Raw genomic sequence first — 24,121 nt, 5'->3', positions numbered from 1 at the left:
CTCCTGGACTGACGTGGACGACCCCGGCGCACGCACGTTGCCTATAGTGCGAGCAGCTCCTTGGTCGTGATGGTGAGTAGCTCGGGTCCGCCGTCCGCCTCGGGGCGTACGACGAGCGTGTCATCGATCCGGACGCCGCCCCGTCCCGGGAGGTGGACTCCCGGTTCGACGGTGACCGGCACGCAAGCGTCCAGTTTACCCATGGCCGCGGGGGCCAACTGCGGGTCCTCGTCGATTTCGAGTCCCACACCGTGTCCGGTGAGGGTCGGGAGCCCCTCGTGGTGGCCCGCGGACTCCAGTACCTGGCGGGCCGCCCGGTCCACGTCACGGTAGGCGGCGCCCGGTGTCAGCGACTCCCGTCCGGCCCGCTGAGCGGCGAAGACGAGGTCGTAGAGATCGATCTGCCAGTCGGCGGGAGACGTACCGATGACGAAGGTACGGCCGATCTCACACCGGTATCCGCGGTAGCTGGCGCCCAGGCAGACGGAGAGGAAGTCGCCCTCCTCGACGCGGCGGTCGGTGGGGCGGTGGGCGGGACGGCCGGAGTTCGGACCGGTGCCGACGGAGGTGGCGAAGGCCGGGCCGTCGGCGCCGTGGTCGACGAGGCGGCGCTCCAGTTCGAGGGCCAGGTGCCGCTCGGTGCGGCCGACCAGGATGGACTCCAGGAGCTCGCCCAGTGCCTGGTCTGCGATCTCGGCGCCGATGCGCAGGCAGGAGATCTCCTCCTCGTCCTTGATGACGCGGAGCTGTTCGACCGCGCCGCCGAGGTCGGCGAGGCGCAGGTGCGGGACGACCGAGCGGATGGCTCGGTGGCGGGCCATGGTGAGGTGGTGTTCCTCGACGGCGAGGGAGCCGCCGCCGTGCGCTGCCGCGAGACCGGCCGCGGCCACGGCGGGGTCGCCGCCGGGCCCGGGCAGGGTCCGGACGCGCAGCGCCTCGTCGGGACGGCCGTCGACGCGGTCGTCGGGCGGGCCGGGGCACAGCAGCAGGTCCTCGGCCCCGCCGAGCAGCAGTACGGCGCCCCTCGGGGCCGCGCCCGCGAGATAGCGGACGTTGGCGGGGCGGGAGATCAGCGCGGACTGGCTGCCGCCGGCTCGGCAGCGGTCGCGCAGGCGGGCTCTGCGGGTGGCGTACACCTCTGACATGTTTTGAGCGTAGGAGCGCTGCGGGCTCGGCGCCGTTCGGGAGAGCCGAGTGGGGCAGCGCCACGCTCGACTACCAGCTCGGCGGGCTCGCGATCGACCTCGCCAGTACGTCGTCCAGCAGCCTCGCCGTCTGCGGGACGTCCAACTGCGAGTTGTCGATGATCGGCAGGCCGGAGCCGTACCAGCCGGCCATCCGGCCGTGGATCCGCGCGACCTCTTCGTCGGTCAGGCGGCGGTTGCCCGAGCGTTCGGCGTTGCGCTCCAGGACGATCTCCAGGCCGGGCAGCAGGACCACCGGGAGCAGTCCCGGGCCCACGTGCCGCTTCCAGCCGCCGAGACCGACCACCGGCCGGTCCGGGAAGACCGCGTCGTCGAGGATGCAGGAGATGCCGTTGGCGAGGAAGTTGCGGGCGGCGAAGCCGCAGGTGCGGCGGGCGAGCCGGTACTGGGCCTCGGAGTGGTCGTTCCAGCCGGACTGCGGGTCGGCGAAGCCGGAGCGGACCCACTCGCGCACGTCGTCGAGGCTGATGTGGGCGGTGGGGACCCGGCGATGGTCGGCCCAGTACTTGGCGACGCTCGTCTTCCCGGCGCCCGCCGGACCGATGAGCAGCACCGCGAGGGTCGTGCCCGCGGGGTCGGGCGCGGCGACGGGCGGGGTGCTGTAGGCGCCCATGGGGGCGCCGGGCGGCAGCGGCACATGGCCGGTGGTGTCCGGTACCGGCCCCGGTGAGTGCTGGGGCGCGGGCGGGACCGGTGCGTGCTGCGGCGCCGGCGGTGCCTGGGAGTGCGGTGGCGTCGGCGGTACCGGAGCCGGGGAGAAGCCCGGTGCCGAAGGCGGCGGGGGCGCCGGGGCGGGGCCCGGTTGCGCACCCGGGTGATGCGGCGGTCCCGGGTGATGTGCGGCCGGCGACCAGCCGGCGGACGGTCCGTGCCCCGGCTGATGGGGCGGCGGCAGCGGAGAACCCACTGCGTGCTGCATCCGGTGCCACTCCGTCTCGTCTTTTTCGGCTCGCTCGCCTCCGAGGCGCTCGCGTCGGTGGCGGGAGCCCGACCGTGCGCGGCCCGAAGGCCTTCGCCCGCTCGTCCTCTCGTCTCCGACGCGCCCCTCCGGCTCACTCGCGTCAGGCTGATCGGCGCTGGTTACGGGGTGGTGCATACCCGTTCGTCACCGAACGGTACCGCCCCCGGCCGTCATTTGGTGAAACGGCCGGGGGCGGCCCGAAGTGCCCCTGGGGGAAGGCGAATCGGCGGAACACGCCGTCGCGGGACCTACTGGCCGACCTCGCCGTAGGCGGCGAGCAGGACGGCCGGGTCCGGACCCTCCAGGACTGTGGGCTTGCCCAGTCCGTCGAGGACGATGAAGCGGAGCAGGTTGCCGCGGGACTTCTTGTCGACCTTCATGGTCTCGAGCAGCTTGGGCCACTGGTCGTAGCGGTAGTGCAGCGGCAGGCCCACCGATTCGAGGACGGTGCGGTGGCGGTCGGCCGTCGCGTCGTCCAACCGGCCCGCGAGGCGGCCCAGTTCGGCGGCGAAGTGCATGCCCACGGCGACGGCGGCGCCGTGCCGCCACTTGTACCGCTCGTTCTTCTCGATGGCGTGGGCGAGCGTGTGGCCGTAGTTGAGGATCTCCCTCAGGCCCGACTCCTTGAGGTCGGAGGAGACCACCTCGGCCTTGACCCGGATCGAACGCTCGATGAGCTCGGCGGTGTGCGGGCCGGCCGGGGTGCGCGCGGCCTCGGGGTCGGACTCGATGAGCTCCAGGATCACCGGATCGGCGATGAAGCCGGCCTTGATGATCTCGGCGAGTCCGGAGACGTAGTCGTTGACGGGCAGGGAGTCCAGCGCGGCCAGGTCGCACAGGACACCGGCGGGCGGGTGGAAGGCGCCGACGAGGTTCTTGCCCTCGGCGGTGTTGATGCCGGTCTTGCCGCCGACCGCCGCGTCGACCATGGCGAGCACGGTGGTCGGGATGGCGATCCAGCGCACCCCGCGCAGCCAGGTCGCGGCCACGAACCCGGCGAGGTCGGTGGTGGCGCCACCGCCGACGCCGACCACGACATCGGTGCGGGTGAAGCCGGACTGCCCGAGCGCCTTCCAGCAGTAGGCGGCGACCTCGGCGGTCTTGGCCTCCTCCGCGTTCGGCACCTGGATGGCGACGGCCTCGTACCCCTGCCCGGCCAGGTCGGCACGCAGCGCCTCACCGGTGTCCGCGAGGGCCTCGGGGTGGACGATGGCGACCCGCTGGGCCTTCTCCCCGATCAACGAACCGAGCTCACCCAGGAGTTGACGGCCCACCAGGACCTCGTACGGCTCGCTGCCCGCGGTGCCGCCGACCTGGATGCGCGTCACTGCCTCGCTCATGCTTCCTTCAACTCCAGTGCGTCCAACGCGATTCGGGTGACTTCTTCGGGCGTACGGCCGTCCGTGGCGACGACCGCCGTGGCGATCGACTCGTACAGCGAGCGCCGGGCCTCCATCAGCTCGCGCCACTGCTTGCGCGGGTTGACCGCGAGCAGCGGCCGCGCGGCGTTCAGGCCGGTGCGCTTGACGGCCTCCTCGACGTCCATCGACAGGTACAGCACCCGCTGCCCGGCCAGCAGGGAGCGGGTGTCCTCGTCGAGGATGGAGCCGCCGCCCAGCGCGAGAACGCCGTCGTGCTCGGCGAGCGCCCGCGCCACCGCGGCCTTCTCGATCGCCCGGAAGACCGGCTCGCCCTCGTCGACGAAGATCTCCGCGATCGAGCGGCCCTGCTCGGTGACGATGTCCTCGTCGGTGTCCCGGTAGCCCGTGCCGAGCCGGTCGGCCAGCAGCCGCCCGACGGTGGACTTGCCCACGCCCATCGGACCGACGAGCACCACCAGAGGGCTCACCGGATGGCCAGGTTGTCGAGGTAGGACTGCACGTTGCGGCGGGTCTCGGGCACGCTGTCGCCGCCGAACTTCTCCGCCACCGCGTCCGCCAGCACCAGGGCCACCATCGCCTCGGCCACGATCCCGGCGGCCGGAACCGCGGACACGTCCGAGCGCTGGTGGTGGGCCTGCGCGGCCTCGCCGGTGGTCACGTCCACGGTCTGAAGGGCCCGCGGCACGGTCGCGATCGGCTTCATCGCCGCCCGCACCCGGAGCAGCTCACCCGTGGACAGCCCGCCCTCGGTCCCGCCGGAACGGCCCGAGACGCGCCGGATGCCCTCGGGGGTGTTCACGATCTCGTCGTGCGCCTTCGAACCCGGCACCCGCGCCAGCTCGAACCCGTCGCCGAGCTCGACCCCCTTGATCGCCTGGATGCCCATCAGGGCACCGGCCAGCCGGGCGTCCAGCTTGCGGTCCCAGTGCACATGCGAACCAAGCCCCACCGGCACGCCGTACGCCAGGATCTCCACCACCCCGCCCAGGGTGTCGCCGTCCTTGTGGGCCTGGTCGACCTCGGCCACCATCGCCTTCGACGTGTCCGCGTCCAGGCAGCGCAGCGGATCGGCGTCCAGCCTCTCCACGTCGGCCGGCGTCGGGTACACCCCGGCCGGGGCCTTCACCGAGCACAGCTCGACGACATGGCTGACGATCTCGATGCCGGCCGTCTCCTTCAGGTACGACCGGGCCACCGCGCCCAGCGCCACCCGGGCCGCCGTCTCCCGCGCCGAGGCCCGCTCCAGGATCGGCCGGGCCTCATCGAAGCCGTACTTCTGCATCCCTGCCAGGTCCGCGTGGCCGGGCCGTGGCCGGGTCAGCGGGGCGTTGCGCGCGAGGCCCGCCAGGATCTCCGGGTCGATGGGGTCGGCCGACATGACCTGCTCCCACTTCGGCCACTCGGTGTTGCCCACCATGATCGCGACCGGGGAACCCAGGGACAGGCCGTGCCGGACACCGCCGAGGAAGGTGACCTGGTCCTGCTCGAACTTCATCCGGGCACCGCGGCCGTAGCCCAGCCGCCGCCTCGCCAAGTGGTCCGCCACCAGCTCCGTGGTGATCGGCACACCGGCGGGAAGGCCCTCCAGCGTCGCCACGAGTGCGGGACCGTGGGACTCCCCCGCGGTCAGCCAGCGCAACCTGCTCAACGGTGCTCCTCAGTGCTCGCGCCCTGGTACTGCTGCCCTGCTTACGCGCGTCCTCGCGTAAGCCAACGGCGCGACCAGGTGCGCGGCCCCGGCCCGCCACCTCCGATCCTCCCACGTCCGGCGCCGGGAGCCGGTCACAGGTCCAGCAGACGGACGTGGACGGGTCTCAGCGGGCCGCCAGCGCGTGCTCGCCCGCCTTGCGCATGGCCTCCACGGGCGCGGGCCGCAGTCCCGTCATCTGCTCGACCTGGAGCACCGCCTGGTGCACGAGCAGGTCGAGGCCGCCGACCACGGCTCCGCCGATCATCGACCAGCGGGCCGCCAACTCCGTCGGCCAGGGGTCGTAGAGCACGTCGAAGAGGGCCGCGGGGCGCTCCGGTACGGCGTGGGCGAGGGCGTCCGTCGCCCCGGCGGGGGTGGTCGCGATCACCAGGGGGGCGCGCAGGGCCTGGGCCGCGTCCGCCCAGTCCGCGGTGCGGACCTCGATGTCGAGTCGCTCGCCCCACTGCCGCATCTCGGCGGCCCGGGCCTCGCTGCGTACATAGGCGACGACCTCGCCGGTGCAGATCCGGGCCAGCGCGGCGAGCGCGGAGGAGGCGGTGGCGCCGGCGCCGAGGATCGCCGCCGAGTCGACCTGCTCGATGCCCCGCTCCCTGAGGGCGGCGACCATCCCCGGGATGTCGGTGTTGTCGCCGAGACGGCGGCCGTCGTCGGTGAACACGACCGTGTTGACCGCCTCCACCGAGGCGGCCGTGTCGCTGATCCCGTCGAGCAGCGGGATGACCGCCCGCTTGAGCGGCATGGTCACCGACAGCCCGGCCCACTCCGGCCCGAGTTCCTCGATGAACCCGGGCAGTGCGGTCTCGTCGAGCTCGAACCGGTCGTACGACCAGCCCGTGAGGCCCAGTTCCTCGTAGGCGGCCCGGTGCAGGACCGGCGACAGGGAGTGGGCGATGGGCTTGCCGAGAACGGCGGCCCGGCGGGCGTCAGCTGCCGCTGCTCTCATCGAACTTGTCCTTGAGCCTCAGGAATTCAGCGTGGGTCTTGGCGAATTCGGTGGTCTTCACTCCGTCGGTCGCGACGAAGTAGTACCAGCCCTGATCGGTCGGATTCAGCGCCGCCTTCAGCGCGACATCACCCGGGTTGTCGATCGGGCCGGGCGGCAGACCCTTGTTCGTGTATGTGTTGTACGGGTCCTTGTTGCTCTTGATCTCGGACTCGGAGATGCGGATGTTGCTCTCGTTCTTCAGGTAATTGAAGGTCGAGTCGAACTGGAGCAGGCCGTAGGTCTCGGGGTTCGCGAGGTTGAGGCGGTTGTAGACCACCTCCGCCATCCTGCGGTAGTCCTCCTCGGTCTTCCCCTCGGCCTGGACGAGGCTGGCGACCGTGATGACCTGCAGCGGACTGTCCAGCTTGAGCGCCTTGGCCTTCGCCTCCAGGTCGTACTTGCGGTACGTCTCGGCGGCCTGGGTGACCATGTCCTTCAGCACCGTCTCGGGCTTCATGCCCTTCGCCGCCGGATAGTTACCCGGAGCGAGGAAACCCTCGAGCGGGTCCTTGATGTCCTCGTTGTCGTTCGCCCAGCTCGGCAGACCGAGGCTCTTGTATTCCTTCTCGGCGATCTTCTTCGTGGTGCCGGAAGCAAGATCGAGTTTCTCGTCGATCCGCTCGTAGACCTTGAGGTTCCTCGCTCCCGGAACCACCTGCACGTTGTTCTGGCTGTCCGGGTCGAGCATCATCACGACGGCGCTCTTGGCGGACATTTCCTTCTTCAGGAGATAGGCGCCGGCCTGGATCGACTTCCCCTTGGGGTTCTGCTCCTGAGCGGACACGAACGCGTCGACGCTCTTGACCACACCCGCGTCCTTGAGCAGCCGGCCGATCACGTACCCGCCCGCGCCCTTGGGAATCTGGACGGTGACCACCTGGCTCGTCCCGTTCCCGGCATAGTCCGGAGCCGCGCCGAAACGATTTTGGTAGAACTGGTAGCCGAAGTAGCCGACGCCCGCGGTGCCGCCGCCGAACACCAGCAGGACCACCAGACAGGCACATCCGCTCTTGCGCTTCTTGCCGCCCTTGCCGCCGCGCCCGCGCCGGTCGCCACGGCCGCCTTTCGGGTCGTCGGACTCGTCCTCGTCGGCGTCGTCGCCCGCGAAGAAGGCGTGCTCGCCCTGGTCGGGTCCCGGATCCCAGTCGATCTGGGGCTCCGGCTCGGCCCGCCGACGGCTCGGCGGCTCCGGCGGCGGATAGGCGTCCGGGCTGCCGTAGTAGTCCTGCTGCTCAGCGCCGTACGCGGCGGCCTGCTGCTGACCGTAGGGGTCCGACGGGTCGGCGGGGTACGGGATCTGCGCCTGGGTGCCGGCCGGCCAGCCGTTGTTGTCGTACGACTGCTGCGACTGGTCCTGATAGGCCTGCTGGTCGTACTGCTGCTGATGCTGGTCGTACTGCTGCTGATCGTACTGGCCGTCGTGCTGCGGGTACTGCTGCTGCGCCTGCCCATAGGCGGCCTGCTGGCCGTCGCCCCAGCCGCCGTTGTCGTACTGCGGCTGCTGCGGCTGCTGCGGATAGTGCTGCGGCTGGCCGCCGTAGGGGGACTGCTGGCCCGCCTGGGCCTGCTGTCCACCCCATCCGTCGTCCCCGTACAACGGGTCCTCCGGATGCCACGGTTCGGAGCCTTGGCCCCGGCCATACTCAGTCATCGATCCCCTAGAGCCGCGAGGCGGCGGTCTCCCTCGTCCACGATCCGGCTACCGATCCGCCTCTTTCTGTGCGGTGACTGTTCGAATGTCGCCGCATCGCGCGGAACGTTACCGTATCGCGATCAGATGACCACTTCGACGCCCTCGCCGGGTGCTTTACCTGACACCCGTTCGGATTCCAGGGCCTGCTGAAGAATGATCACGGCTGCCGCCTGGTCGATGACCGATCTGCCCTTTTTGGATTTCACTCCGGATGCGCGCAGTCCCTGACTGGCCGTCACCGTGGTCATCCGCTCGTCGACGAGCCTGACCGGAACGGGCGCGATGGCCCGGGCGAGCTCCTGGACGAAGCCGCGGACCTTCACGGCGGCCGGACCCTCGCCCCCCTTGAGGGAGCGAGGGAGACCGACGACGACCTCGATCGGTTCGTACTCCTCGACCAGCTGCTTCAGCCGGCGGTGGGCCGCCGGGACGTCCCGGCCCGGGACCGTCTCCACCGGAGTGGCGAGGATCCCGTCGGGGTCGCACGAGGCGACCCCGATGCGGGCGTCCCCGACGTCGATCGCGAGTCTGCGGCCTCGGCGCATTACTTGGCCGTCTCCCCGACCATGCGCTCCACGGCGTCCACGGCCGCACCGATCGCGGCCGGGTTCTGGCCGCCGCCCTGGGCGACGTCCGGCTTGCCGCCACCGCCGCCGCCGAGGGTCTTGGCGGCCGTGCGGACCAGCTCACCGGCCTTGAGACCGCGCTCGCGGGCGGGCTCGTTGGTGGCGATGACCGTCAGCGGCTTTCCGTTGTTGACGGTGAAGAGGGCGACCACGGCGGCCCGGCCGCCCTGGATGCGGCCGCGTACGTCGAGGACCAGCTTGCGCAGGTCGTCGGCGGTGGTGCCGTCCGGGACCTGGCCGGTGACGACGGCGATCCCGCGGACGTCCTTGGCGGACTCGGCGAGACCGGCGGCGGCCTGCAGGACCTTCTCCGCGCGGAACTTCTCGATCTCCTTCTCGGCGTCCTTCAGCTTGCCGAGCATGGCGGAGACCTTCTCCGGGAGCTCCTCCGGACGGCCCTTGATCAGCTCCTGGAGCTGGGCGACGACGGTGTGCTCGCGGGCGAGGAAGTTGTAGGCGTCGACACCGACGAGCGCCTCGATACGCCGGACCCCGGAGCCGATGGACGACTCGCCGAGCAGCTTGACCAGGCCGAGCTGCGAGGTGTTGTGCACATGGGTGCCGCCGCACAGCTCCTTGGAGAAGTCGCCGATGGTCACCACGCGGACCCGCTCGCCGTACTTCTCGCCGAACTCGGCGATGGCGCCCTGCTTCTTGGCCTCGTCGATGCCCATGACGTCGGCGCGGACGTCGAGGTCACGGGCGAGCACCTCGTTGATCTTCTGCTCGACGTCGGTCATCACGGCCGTGGGCACCGCCGACGGGGAGCCGAAGTCGAAGCGGAAGCGGCCGGGCTGGTTCTCCGACCCGGCCTGGGCGGCCGTCGGGCCGAGCGCGTCCCGCAGGGCCTGGTGGGTGAGGTGGGTGGCCGAGTGGGCACGCGCGATGGCCGTACGCCGGCGGTTGTCGATCGAGGCCTGGGCCTTGGCCCCGACGGTCACCTCGCCGAACTGGACGACGCCCTTGTGGACGTAGACGCCCGGGACCGGCTTCTGGCAGTCGCGGATCTCGATGACGGCACCGGAGTCGACCTTGATACGGCCGGTGTCGCCGATCTGGCCGCCGCCCTCGGCGTAGAACGGGGTGCGGTCGAGGACGATCTCGACCTCGTCGCCCTCGGTGGCGGCCGGCGAGGAGGCGCCGTCGACGAGGATGCCGACGATCGTCGACTCGGCCTCGGTGTCCGTGTACCCGACGAAGTCGGTCTCGCCGGCCTGGTCGGCGATCTCACGGTAGGCGCCGGCGCCGGCGTGACCGGTCTTCTTGGCCTGGGCGTCGGCCTTGGCGCGCTCCCGCTGCTCCTTCATCAGGCGGCGGAAGCCGTCCTCGTCCACGGACAGCCCCTGCTCGGCGGCCATCTCCAGGGTGAGGTCGATCGGGAAGCCCCAGGTGTCGTGGAGCAGGAACGCCTTGTCGCCGGACAGGACCGTGCCACCGGCCTGCTTGGTCTCGGTGACGGCGGTGTCGAGGATGTTCGTGCCGCCCTTGAGGGCCTTGAGGAACGCGTTCTCCTCGGCGACGGCGACCTTCTCGATCCGCTCGCGGTCGGTGACGAGCTCCGGGTACTGCTGCCCCATCATGGCGATCACGGTGTCGATCAGGTCGAGCACGACCGGACCGGTGGCACCGAGCAGGCGCATGTTACGGATGGCGCGGCGCATGATGCGACGCAGGACGTAGCCGCGGCCCTCGTTGCCGGGGGTGACACCGTCGCCGATGAGCATCACGGACGTGCGCATGTGGTCGGTGACCACGCGCAGCGAGACGTCCGACGCGTGGGCTTCGCCGTACGCGACGCCCGTCAGCTCGGTGGCCTTCTTGATGACGGCCATGGAGGTGTCGATCTCGTACATGTTCTGCACGCCCTGCAGGATCATCGCCAGGCGCTCGAGTCCGAGGCCGGTGTCGATGTTCTTGCTGGGGAGCTCGCCGAGGATCTCGAAGTTGTCCTTGCCGATGCCCTCGCCGCGCTCGTACTGCATGAAGACGAGGTTCCAGATCTCCACGTACCGCTCGTCGTTGACGGCGGGGCCGCCCTCGACGCCGAACTCGGGGCCGCGGTCGTAGTTGATCTCGGAACAGGGGCCGCAGGGTCCGGGGACGCCCATGGACCAGTAGTTGTCCTTCATGCCGAGGCGCTGGATGCGCTCCCTGGGCACACCGACGACCTCGTGCCAGATGCGCTCGGCCTCGTCGTCGTCCTTGTAGACGGTGATCCACAGACGATCGGCCTCAAGGCCGTAACCACCCTTGTCCTGGGGGCTGGTGAGCAGCTCCCAGGCGTACTTGATGGCACCTTCCTTGAAGTAGTCGCCGAAGGAGAAGTTGCCGCACATCTGGAAGAACGTGCCGTGCCGGGTGGTCTTGCCGACCTCTTCGATGTCCGGCGTGCGCACGCACTTCTGGACGCTGGTGGCACGCGCGAAGGGCGGCTTGACCTCACCCAGGAAGTAGGGCTTGAAGGGCACCATGCCGGCGGGGACGAGGAGCAGAGTCGGGTCGTCCGCGATGAGCGACGCCGAAGGGACGACGGTGTGCCCGCGCTCCTCGAAGAAGCTCAGCCAGCGGCGGCGAATCTCGGCCGACTCCATCAGTGGTCCTCATTCCGGTTGTACGAATGCTTGGGGTACGTCGTGTTCTCGATGGCGGCGATGCGCCTGGGGGCGGGAAGTTCGGGATCCTCCCGGATGCCCAGGGCGTCCGTCAGCTCGGCCTCCCGCTGGGCCATGTTGTCGCGGACGTCGAGCGCGAAACCGACCGCGCGGTCCTTGAGCCGGGCGCCCGTCTCGATCGCCTTGTTGGCCGCCGTCACGGCGAGGTTCTCGGGGGTCAGCTGCTTCAGCTTGCGGTTCACCTTGGTGGTGGCCCAGACACCGGCGGCCACGCCCGAGGAGAACCAGAAAGTACGGCGGAACATCTCTTGAGCCTCAGTCCTTCTTGCCTCGGCCCCGGGAAACCGTCCGGCCCGTGATCACGGTACGCCGGGAGGATTCCGCGGGCACGTCGTCGTCCTTGCGGCCACTGATCGCGCGGCGCACGCCGTAGCCGAAGGCCGCGACCTTGACCAGTGGGCCGCCGAAGGTGGAGGCGACGGTGGTGGACAGCGCGGAGGCGTTCGACGTGACCTCCTGGACGTCCGAGGCGATCGCGTCGACGCGCTCGATCTGGGTCTGCGCGGAGCGCACCGCGGTGGAGGCCTCGGCCAGCAGCGGGACGGCCTGGTCGGTCACGTCCGCCACGAGTTTGGTGGTCGCCTTGAGCGTCTGGGCCAGCCTCGCCAGCGCGACGGCGAGGAAGGAGACCAGGATCGCCCAGAAGACGGCCACCAGGATCCCGGCAACCTCTCCACCGGACACTGTGTGCACCCGCTCCCTGATACGTGCTGTCTATGGAAAAAGTCTCCGCCGAGCCTATCGCGCCGGGGACGGCGGTCCGCACCGGATCGCCCCTCGCCCGCAGCCGGGTTGCCCGTGCCGATTGTACGGAGTGCATACGCTTCAGTACCCTCCGTGTTCCATGCGCAGTGATCAGCCCGACGACACCGAGGTGAACGGCAATCTCCCGCTGGAGCTCGACGGCTTCGTGGGCCGGCGCGCGGAACTCCCGGAGCTGGCACGGGCGCTCGACACCTCGCGGCTGGTGACGGTGACGGGTCCCGGCGGTATCGGCAAGTCACGGCTCGCGGCACGGGTGGCGGGCGGCCGGTGCGCACCGGCCGACGGTGCGTGGCACGTCGAGCTGGCCGCCGTACGCGATCCGGAGTTCGTCGACTACGCCGTCGTGGAGTCGCTGGGGCTGACGGACCACACCGGGCGGCCACCGCGCGAGGCGCTGCTGGCTCATCTGACCGGACGTCAACTCCTGCTGGTTCTGGACGGTTTCGAGCATCTGGTGGACGCGTGCGCGGCCCTGGTGGTCGATCTGCTGGGGCAGGTGCCGACGCTGGCCGTCCTCGCGGTGGGACGCCGGCCGCTGGCCGTCGCCGGCGAACAGGTCTTCGCGCTGGGCCCGTTGGGCGAGGACGAGGCGGTGGAACTGTTCGCGGAGCGGGCCGGACGGCTGGGGGTGACGGTCGGCGACGATCCGCACGTACGGGAGCTGTGCCGGCGCCTGGACGGCATTCCGCTGGCGATCGAGCTGGCCGCGGGCCGGCTGGGGGCACTGTCTTCCGGGCAGTTGCTGGAGCGGCTCGACGACCGGTTCCGGCTGCTGACCGGTGGTGGCCGGGACGCTCTGCCCCGCCATCGGACACTGCGCACGGCGATCGGCTGGAGCCATGAACTGTGCACGGCCGAGGAGCGGTTGCTGTGGTCACGGCTCTCGGTGTTCGCGGGACAGTTCGACCTGGAGGCCGCGGAGTACGTGTGCAGCGGCGGCGGTCTGCACTGCGACGACGTTCTCGACGTCCTGTCCGCGCTGCTCGCCCAGTCGGTGGTGGCCCGTGAGGAGACCGCGACCGGCGTGCGCTACCGGATGCTCGACACGGTCCGGGCGTACGGCGCCGAGTGGCTGGAGGCGACGGGCGACGCGGTCCGGCTGCGCAGACGGCACCGCGACTGGTACGTGGGCCTGGCGACCTGGTGCGAGCTGGACTGGTTCTCCCCGCGCCAGAACGAGGTGGCCGCGCGGATCGAGGCCGAGCTGCCGAACCTGCGCGGTGCCCTGGAGTACTCCCTGACCGAGCCGGACGGGGCGGAGCTGGCCCGGCTTCTGGCGGGCTCCCTCTGGTTCTGCTGGGTCGGCTGCGGCCGGCTCTCCGAGGGGCGGCACTGGCTGGAGCGCAGCGTCGATCTGGAGCCGGGCCATGAGCACACCCGGCTGAAGGCCCTGTGGGTCCTCGGCTATGTGGCGATCCTCCAGGGCGACACCGTGCCGGCGCTGGCGGCGCTCCAGGAGTGCCGCCAGGAGGCGGAGCGCTCCGCGAACGCGACGGCGGTGGCGTACGCCGAGCACCGCACCGGCTGTCTGGCGCTCGTCTCGGACGACATGCCCCGCGCGGAGCGGCTGCTGCGCTCGGCACTGGAGCGGTACCGGGAGATCGGCGAAATCAACAGCAACGTGCTGATGGCTCAGGTCGAGCTGGCGATGGCCCGGGCCTTCCTGGGCGACCTGCCGGACGCGGTGCGGCTGTGCGAGGAGGTGCGCCGGGTGTGCGAGGACCACGGCGAGCGGTGGGCGCGGTCGTACGCGCTGTACGTCCTGGCGTACGCGGCCTGGAGCGAGGGGGACGCGGCACGCGCGCGTGAGCTGCTCACCGACTGTCTGACCTGCGCCCACACCTTCCACGACCTGCTGGGCTCGGTGCTGTCGATCGAACTCCTCGCCCTGGTCACGGTGGCCCAGGGCGACGCGGCCGAGGCCGCCGTCCTCCAGGGTGCGGCGGCCTCGCTGTGGCCTTCGGTGGGCCTGCCCCTGTTCGGCTCGGCCTACTACAACGCCCCGCACGAGCTGTGCGAGGCGATGGTCCGGGAGCGGCTGGGCGACGAGCGGTACCAGCGGTGCCTGGGGCAGGGCCGGGCACTGGGGCGGGAGGCCGCGGTGTCCCGGGCGCTGGGCGGCGCACGTCCGCTCGACGGGCTGCCGGCACCCCGGGGGCGCGTGCTGCACACCGAAGTGGGCCTCGACATGCAGCAACCCGCCGCCTCGCCCACCCGGAAGGGCGGGGAGACGGCGGGCTGAAGTGGTGCGGGTGCTACGGCCTGCCGGTGATCAGCGGGCGTAGTACTCGACGACGAGCTGCTCGTCGCAGATCACCGGGATCTCCTTGCGGTTCGGCTCGCGGTCCAGGCGGAAGGCCAGGGCGCGGAGGTTCACCTGGAGGTAGCGCGGGGTCTCGCCGTCGGGGGCGAAGCCGCCCTCACGGGCGATCGAGAAGAGGGTCTTCTCGCGGCTGCGCTCGCGGACCATCACGACGTCGTCGGGACGGACGCGGAAGGACGGCTTGTCGACCTTCTGGCCGTTGACCTCGATGTGGCCGTGGACGACCATCTGGCGGGCCTGGTAGATGGTGCGGGCGATGCCCGAACGCAGGACCAGGGCGTCGAGACGGCGCTCGAGCTCGATGACCAGGGCCTCACCGGTCTTGCCCTGGGTCTTGGCGGCACGCTCGTAGGCGCGGACGAGCTGACGCTCGGACACGTCGTACTGCGCGCGCAGACGCTGCTTCTCGAGCAGACGGACCTTGTAGTCCGAGTTCTGCTTGCGGCCACGGCCGTGCTCACCCGGGGGGTAGGGACGGGCCTCGAAGTACTTGACGGCCTTCGGGGTCAGCGCGATGCCGAGGGCACGCGACTTCTTGACCTTGGGGCGGGGCTGGTTCGCCACTGTCTCTCATTTCCTGGTTTTCGGCTTGTCAGGGTTGAGGGAGGTCGCATCCGCAGCCGGGGAAACCCGCCGGGTCCTCGAAGGACCTGGAGGGCAGCCGCTCCCTGGTCTGGGCACATACGTGCAGCACGCGAGTGGCCCACCTACCGCTAGCGGTGGTGGGCTGCCCGCGACACCATTCGAACGGTGCGCGACGCTCCGGGAACCCCACTGGGGGGTTCCGGCTGACCGTCCCGTTCTGACTGCACGGGACACAGCACTTCGAGGGATTCTACAGGGTGCTCAGGACCGCTTGCGACCGAGGTGTCTGCGGGTCCACTCCACCGCGTCCGCGTACCGGGCCTCGGCGCCGTGCCGGGTGGGTTCGTAGTACTCGCGGTCCTTGATGGCGTCCGGGGCGTACTGCTGCTCGGCGATCCCCTCGGGCAGGTCGTGCGGGTAGACGTACCCCTGCGCGTGCCCGAGTTTGGCGGCGCCCTTGTAGTGCCCGTCGCGCAGATGCGGCGGCACCGGTCCGGCCAGCCCCTTGCGTACGTCCTCCATGGCCGCGCCGATCGCCGTGGTCGCGGCGTTGGACTTCGGGGCGAGGGCGAGGGCGATGGTGGCGTGGCTCAACGTCAGCGCGGCCTCGGGGAAGCCGATCATGGCGACGGCCTGGGCGGCGGCCACGGCTATGGGCAGGGCGTTCGGATCGGCCAGGCCGATGTCCTCGCTGGCGGAGATCATCAGGCGGCGGGCGATGAAGCGGGGGTTCTCGCCGGCCTCGATCATGCGGGCCAGGTAGTGCAGGGCCGCGTCCACGTCGGAGCCCCTGATGGACTTGATGAGGGCGCTGGCCACGTCGTAGTGCTGGTCGCCGTCGCGGTCGTACTTCACGGCCGCGCGGTCGACCGTCTCCTCCAGCGTGGTGAGGGAGACCTCCGGCTCGCCCTTGTCGAGGGCGGCCCCGGCGGCGGCCTCCAGCGCGGTCAGGGCGCGGCGGGCGTCGCCGCCGGCGATGCGCAGGAGGTGGTCCTCGGTGTCCTCGGGGAGGGTGACGGCGTCCTTCAGACCGCGCTCGTCGCTCAGCGCCCGCTTCAGGAGCCCTCTGAGGTCGTCGTCCGAGAGGGGTTCGAGGGTCAGCAGCAGGGACCGGGACAGCAGTGGGGAGATGATCGAGAAGTAGGGGTTCTCGGTGGTCGCCGCGATCAGGGTCACCCAGCGGTTCTCGACCGCGGGGAGCAGGGAGTCCTGCTGGGCCTTGCTGAAGCGGTGGATCTCGTCGAGGAAGAGGACGGTCTCCTTGCCGAAGCCGCCGGTGGCGCGGCGGGCGCCGTCGATGACCGCGCGGACCTCCTTGACCCCGGCGGTGATCGCGGAGAGCTCCACGAAACGCTTGTTGGTCGCCTTGGAGACGACGTACGCCAAGGTCGTCTTGCCGGTGCCGGGCGGGCCCCAGAGGATCACCGAGGAGGGTCCCGCGGGACCGCCGCTGCCCTCACCGACCAGCCGGCGCAGCGGCGAGCCCGGCTTGAGCAGGTGCTGCTGGCCCACCACCTCGTCGAGGGTGCGCGGGCGCATCCGGACCGCCAGGGGACTGCCGGCCGGGTCCTTCTCCTGGCGCTCTTCCGCCGCGGCGGTGAACAGATCGGGCTCCACACGGAAACCCTAGTTCACGGCACTGACAACGCCGTCGGCCGTGGGTCAGGCCCAGAGCCTGTCGCCCCAGCGGGTCAGGATCAGCATGGCGATGATGCCGCAGTGCGTGACCGGCAGGACCCAGGTGAACTCGGCGAGGAAGCGCTTGAGCCAGCCCGGGGACGGCAGCAGGTCGTTGCGGACGTTGAACGAGGTCACATACCAGAACATCGTGATCGTGGCGACCCAGGCCAGCGAGCACCACAGGCACAGCGCGTTGATGCGGTACAGCGACTGGAACTGCAGCCAGGTGCAGAAGGCCACGCCGAAGAGCGTGCCGAAGTTGAAGGTGAGCCAGTACCAGCGCGGGAAAGTGGCGCGGGCCAGCAGGCTCATGCCGACGCAGATGACGATGCCGTAGCAGACGAGGCCGAGCATCGGGTTGGGGAACCCGAAGGCGGCGGCCTGCTTGCTCTCCATCACGCTGCCGCAGGAGACGATCGGGTTGAGGGAGCAGCTCGGCGTGAACGTCTTGCCGCTGACCTTTCCCTCGAGGATCTTGAACTTGTCGATCGTGATGACCCACGCGGCGAGCAGTCCGGCGGCACCGGTGATCACCATCAGCAGTGCGAAGGCACGGCTGCCGCCTACCGTCCGGGGCGCGGCATCGGCGCTCGCCGACGAGGGCTCGGGATCCGTGGAGACGTCTTTCACTGTGGTCTTGCTCATCACGCCGATCCGTCTGCTTGAGAGTTGGACCTTCTTCGGGCAGGGGCCATTGTGCCGCACCTGGAGGCTTGTCCACCGTTCGGTGGACATAAGGAAGTACGCACGGTCGTCCCTGAGCGTTCGGTTCCGGCCGATGCTCACAGGCATGACCACACACGCGAACGAACTCGCGGTGGACGTTCGGGGGCTGCGCAAGCAGTACGGCGACGTGACCGCGCTCGACGGGATCGATCTCGGCATCCGCAGGGGCGAGGTCTTCGGCCTGCTGGGACCCAATGGCGCGGGCAAGAGCACCACGGTGGAGATCCTCCAGGGCAACCGGGACCGGGACGCGGGTGAGGTGTCCGTGCTCGGAGCGGACCCGGCGCACGGCACACGCGCGTGGCGCTCAAAAGTCGGAATCGTCTGGCAGGACGAATCCGCGCCCGCCGAGTTGACGGTCGCGGAGACCGTCCGGCATTTCGCCCACTACTACCCGCGGCCGCGGGACCCCGAGGAGGTCATCGGGCTGGTGGGTCTGGAGGCCAAGGCGGGCAGCCGGATCAAGGCCCTGTCGGGCGGCCAGCGCCGGCGCCTGGACGTGGCGCTGGGCGTGATCGGGGGCCCCGAGCTGCTGCTCCTGGACGAGCCGACGACCGGCTTCGACCCGGCGGCCCGGCGCCAGTTCTGGGACCTGATCCGCAAGCTGTCCGTCGAGGGCACCACGATCCTGCTCACCACGCACTACCTGGAGGAGGCCGAGGCGCTCGCCGACCGGCTGGCCGTGGTCTCCCGCGGCACGGTCGTCGCCGAGGGCGAGCCGGCCGCTCTGCGGGAGCGGTACGGCTCCGGCGCGACCGTCGAGTGGACCGAGCCGGACGGCACCCAGCGCGCCGAGCGCACGGACACCCCGACCGGGACGGTCGCCGCGCTGATGCGCCGCTTCGACGGCGAGATCCCGGGGCTCCAGGTCAGCCGCCCCACGCTGGAGGACGTCTACCTCCGGCTCACCGGACAGGAGGACGCGCGATGACCACGGCCGCCGTGCGGGAAACCCGCGGTCATGTCCGGGCAGGGCTGCCCGGCGTCTGGGGACTCGGGCTGCGACGGGGCGCCCTGGAGATCAAACAGTTCTTCCGCCAGCGCGACCAGGTGGTGTTCACCTTCGCCTTCCCGGTGGTCTTCCTGTTCCTGTTCGCGTCGATCTTCAGCGACGACGTGGAAGGGGCCGGCATCAAGGCCTCGCAGCTCTACGTGCCGGCGATGATGGCCGCCGGCATCATGTCGACGAGCTTCCAGTCGCTCGGCATCTCGATCGCCGTCGAGCGGGACGAGAAGGTGCTGCGCAGGCTGCGCGGGACGCCGATGCCGCCGGCGGCGTACTTCCTCGGCAAGATCTGGCTGGTTCTGGTCACCGGCATCCTGGAGACGGCGATCCTGCTCTTCGTCGGCACCACGCTGTACGACGTCGACCTGCCCGCGGACGCCGGCAAATGGTTCGCCTTCGCCTGGATCTTCGTGCTCGGCCTGACGGCGTGCACGCTGCTCGGCATCGCGATCGGTTCGGTGCCCAAGTCCGGCAAGAGCGCGAGTTCCGTGGTCGTCCTGCCCTTCCTGGTCCTCCAGTTCATCTCCGGGGTGTACATCGCGATCGACACGATCCCCGACTGGATGCTGAACATCGGCGCGCTGTTCCCGCTGAAGTGGATGTGCCAGGGGCTGCGCGGGGTGTTCCTGCCGGACTCGGCGCAGGTCCTCGAACAGGCCGGCGGCTGGGAGTTCGGGCGCACCGCCCTGGTGCTGGGGGCGTGGTGCGTCGGAGGATTGCTCCTGTGTCTGCTGACCTTCCGGTGGAAGAACCGGCGCGACGGATGAACGGTCCGGCGGACGCCGGGGGCGCGTACTCGTGGGACCGGTCGTTCCGGCTCTGGGACACCTACTTCGCGCTGATCTGGCTGGCCACCCTGGTGTTCGTGCTGGGCACGGCACAGCCCGGGTGGCCGGTCCGCGTCACCGCGGCGGCCCTGCTGGTGCCGCTGGTCCCCCTCTTCGTCCGGGTCGGTCGTCCGCTGCTCCGGCAGGATCCGCCCGGCGCACGCGAGGCGCTCACCTATCTCGGCGCGATGATGGCGCTGTTCCTGCCCTCGGCGATCCTGGTCGGCGAGACCCGGCTGATGACGTTCGCCCTCGTGCCCCAGTGCTTCATGACACTGCGGATGAGGTGGGCGCTGACCGCCGTGGCCGTGATCAATCTGGCGCCCGTGCTGGGCTGGGCCCTGCTCTGGTGGCCGAGCGACCAGGACGTCTTCTTCAACGGCCTGTTCGCCGTCGTCACCTTGGTCTTCTCGGTGGCCGTCGGCAGCTATGTCATCCGGATCATCGAGCAGAGCCAGGAACGGGCGGCGCTGATCGCCGAGTTGGACACCAGCCGGCACGAGGTCTCGCGGCTGTCGGCGGCGCACGGGGCGCTGGCCGAGCGGGAGCGGATGGCGCGGGAGATCCACGACACCCTCGCCCAGGGCTTCACCAGCCTGCTGATGCTGATCCAGGCCGTGGAGGCGGAGCTCGACCACGACGTGCCGCAGGCCCGCCGTCATCTGGCCCTGATGGACGAGACGGCCCGGCTGAACCTCGCCGAGGCACGGGCCCTGGTCGCCGACGGCACCCCCGCCGACCTGTACGGCGCGACGCTGCCGGACGCCCTGGACCGCCTGGCGGCCCGACACTACGCGAAGCTCGCGGTGACCGGGCAGGTCCGTCCGCTGCCCACGGGGCCCGAGGTCGTCGCCCTGCGGTCATGTCAGGAGGCGCTCACGAACTGCCGTAAGCACGCGGGGAGTTCGGCGACGGTAGGTGTCGACCTGGCCTACACCGACGACAGCCTCACCCTCTTCGTACGGGACGACGGTCACGGCTTCGACCCGGGGGCCGTCCGTGACGGCTACGGTCTCGCGGGGCTCCGCGCCCGTGCCGCCGAGGTCGGCGGGACGGTCCGGGTGCACAGCGCGCCCGGCGGCGGCACCACGGTCGCCGTCCGTCTGCCCGTACCGCCCCCGAGGAGCTGTTCATGATCCGGATCATCCTGGCCGACGACCACCCCGTCGTACGGGAGGGCCTGCGCGCCATGCTGACGGCGGAACCGGACCTGGAGGTGATCGCCGATGCGTCCAGCGGGCCGCAGGCGGAGGCACTGGCCGCGGAACTGCGGCCCGACATCGTGCTGATGGACCTGCGGATGCCGGGCGGCTCGGGCGTGGAGTCGATCGTACGGATGACGGAGGCGGGGCTGCCGTGCCGGGTGATCGTCCTGACGACGTACGAGACGGACCGGGACATCCTGCGGGCCGTGGAGGCGGGGGCGGCCGGCTATCTCCTCAAGGACCTGCCCCGGGGTGAACTGGCGCAGTCCATAAGGGCCGCCGCGCGCGGCGAGACAGTCCTGGCACCGACCGTGGCCGCCCGTCTGGTCGACCAACTGCGCACCAGACCGGAACGGCCGCGGCTCTCGGAGCGCGAGACGGCGGTGCTGCGCCTGGTGGCGGAGGGCTGCACGAACGCGGAGATCGGCCGCAGGCTGTTCATCGGCGAGTCGACGGTGAAGACCCATCTCCTGCGCGTCTTCGCCAAGTTGGGAGTGGACGACCGGACGGCCGCGGTCACCAGCGCGATGCGGCACGGGCTGCTGGACCAGTGAGGCGTCGTGTCGGGCGCCGTCGACGCGGTCGAGTCACTCCCTGGGGCGGCCGTTGAGCCTGCGTGCCAGGCAGAGCCGCTGGGCCGGCCTGCGCTGCCGGTCCGGCCCTGTAGCCGGGCCGGGGGCCCGGGCGACGGCCGCGCACCCCTTCGCTCCCTCGGCGGGCCTGCCGAGCCGGTGGACGACAAGGGCGCCGGCCTCACGACCGGCGCCCCTCCCATGCGAATCCGTCAGCCGAGCCTGGATTCCAGCTCCGCCACGATCTCGTTGACCCCGATCGCCGACTGCTCCCCGGACTCCATGTCCTTCAGCTGTACGACGCCCTCGGCGAGGTCACGTTCGCCGGCCACGATCGTGTAGCGGGCGCCGCTGCGGTTGGCGTTCTTCATGGCGCCCTTGAGGCCCTTGCCGCCGTAGGAGAAGTCCGCCGCGATGCCCACCTTGCGCAGCTCGGTGACCTTGGCGAACAGGATCCGGCGAGCCTCCTCCCCCAGCGGCACCGCGAACACGCTGGTCGCGGAGGGGAGTTCGAGCTCCACGCCCTCCGCCTCCAGGGCGAGGACCGTGCGGTCGACGCCGAGGGCCCAGCCGACGGACGGGAGCGCGGGGCCGCCGATCATCTCCGACAGACCGTCGTAGCGGCCGCCGCCGCCCACCGCGGACTGGGAGCCCAGACCGTCGTGGACGAACTCGAAGGTCGTACGGGTGTAGTAGTCGAGGCCGCGCACCAGCTTCGGGTCGTCCTCGAAGACCACGCCCGCCGCGGTGATCAGCTCACGGACCTCCTCGTGGTACGCCTTGCAGGCGTCGCACAGGTAGTCCCGCAGCAGCGGGGCGTCCCCGAGCTGCTTCTGCACCGACTCGCGCTTGTCGTCCAGGACGCGCAGCGGGTTGATGTCCGCCCGGCGCAGGGTGTCCTCGTCGAGGTCCAGGCCCCGCAGGAAGTTCTGCAGTGCCTCCCGGTACACCGGACGGCACTCCTTGTCGCCCAGGCTGTTGAGCAGGATGCGGAAGGTCCTGAGGCCCAGCGAGCGGTACGCCTGGTCGGCCAGGATGATCAGCTCGGCGTCGAGCGCCGGGTCCTCCGCGCCGATCGCCTCCGCGCCGACCTGCGAGAAGTGCCGGTAGCGGCCCTTCTGCGGACGCTCATAGCGGTAGTAGGAGCCGGAGTACCAGAGCTTGACCGGCAGGTTGCCCGTCTTGTGCAGGTTGGCCTCCAGCGCCGCGCGCAGCACGGACGCCGTGCCCTCGGGACGCAGGGCCAGCTTGTCGCCGCCCTTGGTCTCGAAGGCGTACATCTCCTTGGTCACGATGTCGGTGGACTCACCGACCCCGCGCGCGAACAGCTCGACGCTCTCGAAGCCGGGGGTCTCGATGTAGCCGTAGCCCGACGTGCGCAGCGGAGCGGCGATCGCCTCCCGGACGGCCAGGAACTTGGCACTGTCCGGCGGGATCAGGTCGTACGTGCCCTTGGGGGCCTGAAAGGTGCTCACGAAGTCTCTCGTCACATTCCTCGTCGGGGAGCCTCGGTGGCTCCCTGGCCCGCGGCCACGTCCCGCAGATACGGGTTGGTGGCGCGCTCCTGGCCGATGGTCGTCTGGGGGCCGTGGCCGGACAGCACCACGGTCGAGTCGTCGAGCGGCAGACACACGCGGGCCAGCGAGTCGAGCATCTCGGCCATGTCACCGCCGGGCAGGTCGGTGCGTCCGATGGAGCCGGCGAACAGCAGATCCCCGGAGAAGAACACGGAGGGGATCTCCGCGGTCTCGGGCATCCGGAACGTCACCGACCCCTTGGTATGGCCGGGCGCGTGCGCGACGGACAGCTCCAGGCCCGCGAGCTCCAGCTTCGCGCCGTCGGTCAGCTTTTTGACGTCGTCCGGCTCTCCCACGGTGATCTCGCCCATGAGCGGCATTCCGATGGAACGCCCGAGACCCATCGACGGGTCCTTCATCATGTAGCGGTCCTCGGGGTGGATCCACGCCGGTACGCCGTGCGCGCCGCACACCGGGACGACCGAGGCCACGTGGTCGATGTGGCCGTGCGTGAGGACGACGGCGACGGGCTTGAGCCGATGCTTCCTCAGCGTCTCCTCGACGCCTTCGGCGGCCTGGTGGCCGGGGTCGATGATCACGCACTCCTCACCGGCGGCGGGGGCGACGAGATAACAGTTCGTCCCCCAGGCCCCGGCGGGGAACCCGGCAATGAGCACGATCGTCCTCGTTTTGTGTGGGTACGGGCGGTCTTCCGGGCGGCTGCCCCAGTGGTCAGAGCCTACCGGCGCTGCCGATTCCTCAGCGAACCCATATACGGTACGGGGCACACGCAGGCGGTCGGTTCATAGGACGCATGCGTACCGGTCGGCGTACGAGACGCATGAGGAGAGAACCCCGTGGTCACCCAGGAACAGCGGAAGCGGCAGCTCGCGCGGGAGAAGTTCTTGCGGCAGCAGCAGCGGCGCACGGCCGCGCGCCGCAAGGCCCGTGTACGCAACTCTGTGATCGCGTCGGTGCTCGGCGTGATACTGGTGGGCAGCCTGGCGCTCTACACGTCCGGAGTCATGAAGGACGACGACAAGGCCAGCGCGAGCGCGCAGACCACTCCCAGCGCGACGCCGAGCAAGGCGCCGGACCCGTGCGAGAAGCCGGCAGCGGGCAAGGTCGAGACGCAGACCTGGAAGAAGGAGCCGGCGCTGTCCATCGACAAGTCGGCGAAGTACACCCTTGACCTCGCGACGACCTGCGGGAAGATCGACATCGCGCTGAAGACGTCGGCGGCCCCGCACACCGTGAACTCGTTCGACTTCCTGGCGAACAAGGGCTTCTTCGACCACACCAAGTGCCACCGGCTCACCACCAACCAGATCTACGTCCTGCAGTGCGGCGACCCGACGGGCTCCGGCAGCGGCGGACCGGGCTACACCATCCCGGACGAGAACCTGAAGGACAAGAGCCTCAAGTCCAACGTCTACCCGGCGGGCACCGTCGCGATGGCGAACACCGGTCAGGCGCACACCGGCGGCAGCCAGTTCTTCCTCGTCTACCAGGACAGCCAGCTGCCGCCGAGCTACACGCCGTTCGGCACCATCTCGGCCTCCGGTATGAAGGTGCTGAAGAAGATCGCCGCGGCCGGTGAGAGCACCGGCGCGGGCGACGGCGCGCCGAACGCGACCGTCGTGATCAACAAGGCGACGGTCACCAAATCCTGACCGTCAA

Annotated in this window: 22 protein-coding genes; 6 read left to right on the top strand and 16 right to left on the bottom strand. The window is 70.5% G+C overall.

Annotated features, from left to right (window positions below; genetic code table 11):
* Positions 1 to 41: 41 nt before the first annotated feature.
* The 11 genes from ACGFWE_RS35020 to ACGFWE_RS34970 form a co-directional block, all read right to left on the bottom strand.
* Complete coding sequence (locus ACGFWE_RS35020) at positions 42 to 1,145, bottom strand: aminopeptidase P family protein (RefSeq protein ID WP_393604110.1); 1,104 nt, start codon at positions 1,143 to 1,145, stop codon at positions 42 to 44.
* A 70-nt stretch (positions 1,146 to 1,215) separates the two neighbouring features.
* The gene (locus tag ACGFWE_RS35015) at positions 1,216 to 2,124 is read right to left on the bottom strand and encodes a Pro-rich N-terminal domain-containing protein (protein ID WP_393604108.1); all 909 of its coding nucleotides are present in this window, start codon (positions 2,122 to 2,124) and stop codon (positions 1,216 to 1,218) included.
* Positions 2,125 to 2,414: 290 nt separating this feature from the next.
* The gene (gene aroB / locus ACGFWE_RS35010) at positions 2,415 to 3,506 is read right to left on the bottom strand and encodes a 3-dehydroquinate synthase (protein ID WP_352389974.1); all 1,092 of its coding nucleotides are present in this window, start codon (positions 3,504 to 3,506) and stop codon (positions 2,415 to 2,417) included.
* Positions 3,503 to 3,985 (bottom strand): shikimate kinase, encoded by a 483-nt coding sequence (locus ACGFWE_RS35005; RefSeq protein WP_352390137.1) that lies wholly within the window; start codon positions 3,983 to 3,985, stop codon positions 3,503 to 3,505. Before ACGFWE_RS35005 ends, aroB begins: the two co-directional genes overlap by 4 nt.
* Positions 3,986 to 4,011: 26 nt before the next feature.
* On the bottom strand, positions 4,012 to 5,196 hold the full coding sequence (gene aroC / locus ACGFWE_RS35000; RefSeq protein ID WP_352389975.1) for a chorismate synthase: 1,185 nt from the start codon (positions 5,194 to 5,196) through the stop codon (positions 4,012 to 4,014).
* A 166-nt stretch (positions 5,197 to 5,362) separates the two neighbouring features.
* The gene (locus ACGFWE_RS34995; RefSeq protein ID WP_352389976.1) at positions 5,363 to 6,202 is read right to left on the bottom strand and encodes a shikimate dehydrogenase; all 840 of its coding nucleotides are present in this window, start codon (positions 6,200 to 6,202) and stop codon (positions 5,363 to 5,365) included.
* Positions 6,183 to 7,895 (bottom strand): endolytic transglycosylase MltG, encoded by a 1,713-nt coding sequence (mltG, locus tag ACGFWE_RS34990; RefSeq protein WP_393604105.1) that lies wholly within the window; start codon positions 7,893 to 7,895, stop codon positions 6,183 to 6,185. Before mltG ends, ACGFWE_RS34995 begins: the two co-directional genes overlap by 20 nt.
* Before the next feature lie 122 nt (positions 7,896 to 8,017).
* Positions 8,018 to 8,482: a Holliday junction resolvase RuvX gene (gene ruvX / locus ACGFWE_RS34985; RefSeq protein WP_352389978.1), complete on the bottom strand. Its 465-nt coding sequence runs from the start codon at positions 8,480 to 8,482 to the stop codon at positions 8,018 to 8,020.
* Positions 8,482 to 11,154: an alanine--tRNA ligase gene (gene alaS, locus ACGFWE_RS34980; protein ID WP_393604103.1), complete on the bottom strand. Its 2,673-nt coding sequence runs from the start codon at positions 11,152 to 11,154 to the stop codon at positions 8,482 to 8,484. Before alaS ends, ruvX begins: the two co-directional genes overlap by 1 nt.
* Positions 11,154 to 11,480, bottom strand: a complete 327-nt coding sequence (locus tag ACGFWE_RS34975; RefSeq protein WP_352389980.1) for a hypothetical protein — start codon at positions 11,478 to 11,480, stop codon at positions 11,154 to 11,156. Before ACGFWE_RS34975 ends, alaS begins: the two co-directional genes overlap by 1 nt.
* A gap of 10 nt (positions 11,481 to 11,490) precedes the next feature.
* Entirely contained in the window at positions 11,491 to 11,928 is a 438-nt protein-coding gene (locus tag ACGFWE_RS34970) for a DUF948 domain-containing protein (RefSeq protein WP_393604101.1), read from the bottom strand.
* A 151-nt stretch (positions 11,929 to 12,079) separates the two neighbouring features.
* Between ACGFWE_RS34970 and ACGFWE_RS34965 the strand changes: the two genes are divergently transcribed.
* The gene (locus ACGFWE_RS34965) at positions 12,080 to 14,242 is read left to right on the top strand and encodes an ATP-binding protein (protein ID WP_393604099.1); all 2,163 of its coding nucleotides are present in this window, start codon (positions 12,080 to 12,082) and stop codon (positions 14,240 to 14,242) included.
* 30 nt (positions 14,243 to 14,272) lie between these two features.
* On the opposite strand, the gene rpsD is transcribed toward ACGFWE_RS34965, so the two are convergent.
* The 3 genes from rpsD to ACGFWE_RS34950 all read right to left on the bottom strand — a co-directional run bounded on the left by rpsD (position 14,273) and on the right by ACGFWE_RS34950 (position 17,233).
* Complete coding sequence (gene rpsD / locus ACGFWE_RS34960; RefSeq protein ID WP_037714931.1) at positions 14,273 to 14,887, bottom strand: 30S ribosomal protein S4; 615 nt, start codon at positions 14,885 to 14,887, stop codon at positions 14,273 to 14,275.
* 282 nt (positions 14,888 to 15,169) lie between these two features.
* The gene (locus ACGFWE_RS34955; RefSeq protein WP_393604097.1) at positions 15,170 to 16,525 is read right to left on the bottom strand and encodes a replication-associated recombination protein A; all 1,356 of its coding nucleotides are present in this window, start codon (positions 16,523 to 16,525) and stop codon (positions 15,170 to 15,172) included.
* 45 nt (positions 16,526 to 16,570) lie between these two features.
* Positions 16,571 to 17,233, bottom strand: a complete 663-nt coding sequence (locus ACGFWE_RS34950) for a vitamin K epoxide reductase family protein (protein ID WP_393604095.1) — start codon at positions 17,231 to 17,233, stop codon at positions 16,571 to 16,573.
* A gap of 145 nt (positions 17,234 to 17,378) precedes the next feature.
* Between ACGFWE_RS34950 and ACGFWE_RS34945 the strand changes: the two genes are divergently transcribed.
* The 4 genes from ACGFWE_RS34945 to ACGFWE_RS34930 are packed head-to-tail and all read left to right on the top strand — an operon-like array spanning position 17,379 to position 20,906.
* On the top strand, positions 17,379 to 18,245 hold the full coding sequence (locus ACGFWE_RS34945) for an ABC transporter ATP-binding protein (protein ID WP_393604093.1): 867 nt from the start codon (positions 17,379 to 17,381) through the stop codon (positions 18,243 to 18,245).
* Positions 18,242 to 19,087 (top strand): ABC transporter permease, encoded by an 846-nt coding sequence (locus ACGFWE_RS34940; protein WP_393604091.1) that lies wholly within the window; start codon positions 18,242 to 18,244, stop codon positions 19,085 to 19,087. The genes ACGFWE_RS34945 and ACGFWE_RS34940 overlap by 4 nt, the downstream gene beginning before the upstream one ends.
* A complete protein-coding gene (locus ACGFWE_RS34935) occupies positions 19,084 to 20,283 on the top strand; it encodes a sensor histidine kinase (protein WP_393604089.1) in 1,200 nt (399 codons plus the stop codon). Before ACGFWE_RS34940 ends, ACGFWE_RS34935 begins: the two co-directional genes overlap by 4 nt.
* Positions 20,280 to 20,906, top strand: coding sequence for a response regulator transcription factor (locus ACGFWE_RS34930; protein WP_352389987.1), 627 nt, complete (start codon positions 20,280 to 20,282; stop codon positions 20,904 to 20,906). The genes ACGFWE_RS34935 and ACGFWE_RS34930 overlap by 4 nt, the downstream gene beginning before the upstream one ends.
* Positions 20,907 to 21,136: 230 nt before the next feature.
* Here ACGFWE_RS34930 and hisS read toward each other — a convergent pair whose 3' ends face one another.
* Together hisS and ACGFWE_RS34920 are read right to left on the bottom strand one after the other, a co-directional pair.
* Positions 21,137 to 22,399, bottom strand: coding sequence for a histidine--tRNA ligase (hisS, locus tag ACGFWE_RS34925; protein WP_393604086.1), 1,263 nt, complete (start codon positions 22,397 to 22,399; stop codon positions 21,137 to 21,139).
* Positions 22,400 to 22,410: 11 nt separating this feature from the next.
* Positions 22,411 to 23,118 carry an MBL fold metallo-hydrolase gene (locus ACGFWE_RS34920; RefSeq protein WP_393604084.1) on the bottom strand — a complete coding sequence of 236 codons (708 nt, stop codon included), beginning with the start codon at positions 23,116 to 23,118 and terminating at the stop codon, positions 22,411 to 22,413.
* A gap of 180 nt (positions 23,119 to 23,298) precedes the next feature.
* Between ACGFWE_RS34920 and ACGFWE_RS34915 the strand changes: the two genes are divergently transcribed.
* Positions 23,299 to 24,114 carry a peptidylprolyl isomerase gene (locus tag ACGFWE_RS34915; protein ID WP_352389990.1) on the top strand — a complete coding sequence of 272 codons (816 nt, stop codon included), beginning with the start codon at positions 23,299 to 23,301 and terminating at the stop codon, positions 24,112 to 24,114.
* Positions 24,115 to 24,121: the final 7 nt, after the last annotated feature.

Source organism: Streptomyces sp. NPDC048523 (assembly GCF_043199815.1).
Taxonomy (GTDB): Bacteria; Actinomycetota; Actinomycetes; order Streptomycetales; family Streptomycetaceae; genus Streptomyces.
This window is presented reverse-complemented; position numbering and strand designations above follow the sequence as displayed.

Excerpts from the sequence above, each read along its gene's own strand:
- ACGFWE_RS35020 (WP_393604110.1), bottom strand. The coding sequence starts at position 1,145 with ATGTCAGAGGTGTACGCCACCCGCAGAGCCCGCCTGCGCGACCGCTGC.
- ACGFWE_RS35015 (WP_393604108.1), bottom strand. The coding sequence starts at position 2,124 with ATGCAGCACGCAGTGGGTTCTCCGCTGCCGCCGCCCCATCAGCCGGGG.
- aroB (WP_352389974.1), bottom strand. The coding sequence starts at position 3,506 with ATGAGCGAGGCAGTGACGCGCATCCAGGTCGGCGGCACCGCGGGCAGC.
- ACGFWE_RS35005 (WP_352390137.1), bottom strand. The coding sequence starts at position 3,985 with ATGGGCGTGGGCAAGTCCACCGTCGGGCGGCTGCTGGCCGACCGGCTC.
- ACGFWE_RS34995 (WP_352389976.1), bottom strand. The coding sequence starts at position 6,202 with ATGAGAGCAGCGGCAGCTGACGCCCGCCGGGCCGCCGTTCTCGGCAAG.
- mltG (WP_393604105.1), bottom strand. The coding sequence starts at position 7,895 with ATGACTGAGTATGGCCGGGGCCAAGGCTCCGAACCGTGGCATCCGGAG.
- ruvX (WP_352389978.1), bottom strand. The coding sequence starts at position 8,482 with ATGCGCCGAGGCCGCAGACTCGCGATCGACGTCGGGGACGCCCGCATC.
- alaS (WP_393604103.1), bottom strand. The coding sequence starts at position 11,154 with ATGGAGTCGGCCGAGATTCGCCGCCGCTGGCTGAGCTTCTTCGAGGAG.
- ACGFWE_RS34975 (WP_352389980.1), bottom strand. The coding sequence starts at position 11,480 with ATGTTCCGCCGTACTTTCTGGTTCTCCTCGGGCGTGGCCGCCGGTGTC.
- ACGFWE_RS34965 (WP_393604099.1), top strand. The coding sequence starts at position 12,080 with ATGCGCAGTGATCAGCCCGACGACACCGAGGTGAACGGCAATCTCCCG.
- ACGFWE_RS34950 (WP_393604095.1), bottom strand. The coding sequence starts at position 17,233 with ATGAGCAAGACCACAGTGAAAGACGTCTCCACGGATCCCGAGCCCTCG.
- ACGFWE_RS34945 (WP_393604093.1), top strand. The coding sequence starts at position 17,379 with ATGACCACACACGCGAACGAACTCGCGGTGGACGTTCGGGGGCTGCGC.
- ACGFWE_RS34940 (WP_393604091.1), top strand. The coding sequence starts at position 18,242 with ATGACCACGGCCGCCGTGCGGGAAACCCGCGGTCATGTCCGGGCAGGG.
- ACGFWE_RS34935 (WP_393604089.1), top strand. The coding sequence starts at position 19,084 with ATGAACGGTCCGGCGGACGCCGGGGGCGCGTACTCGTGGGACCGGTCG.
- ACGFWE_RS34930 (WP_352389987.1), top strand. The coding sequence starts at position 20,280 with ATGATCCGGATCATCCTGGCCGACGACCACCCCGTCGTACGGGAGGGC.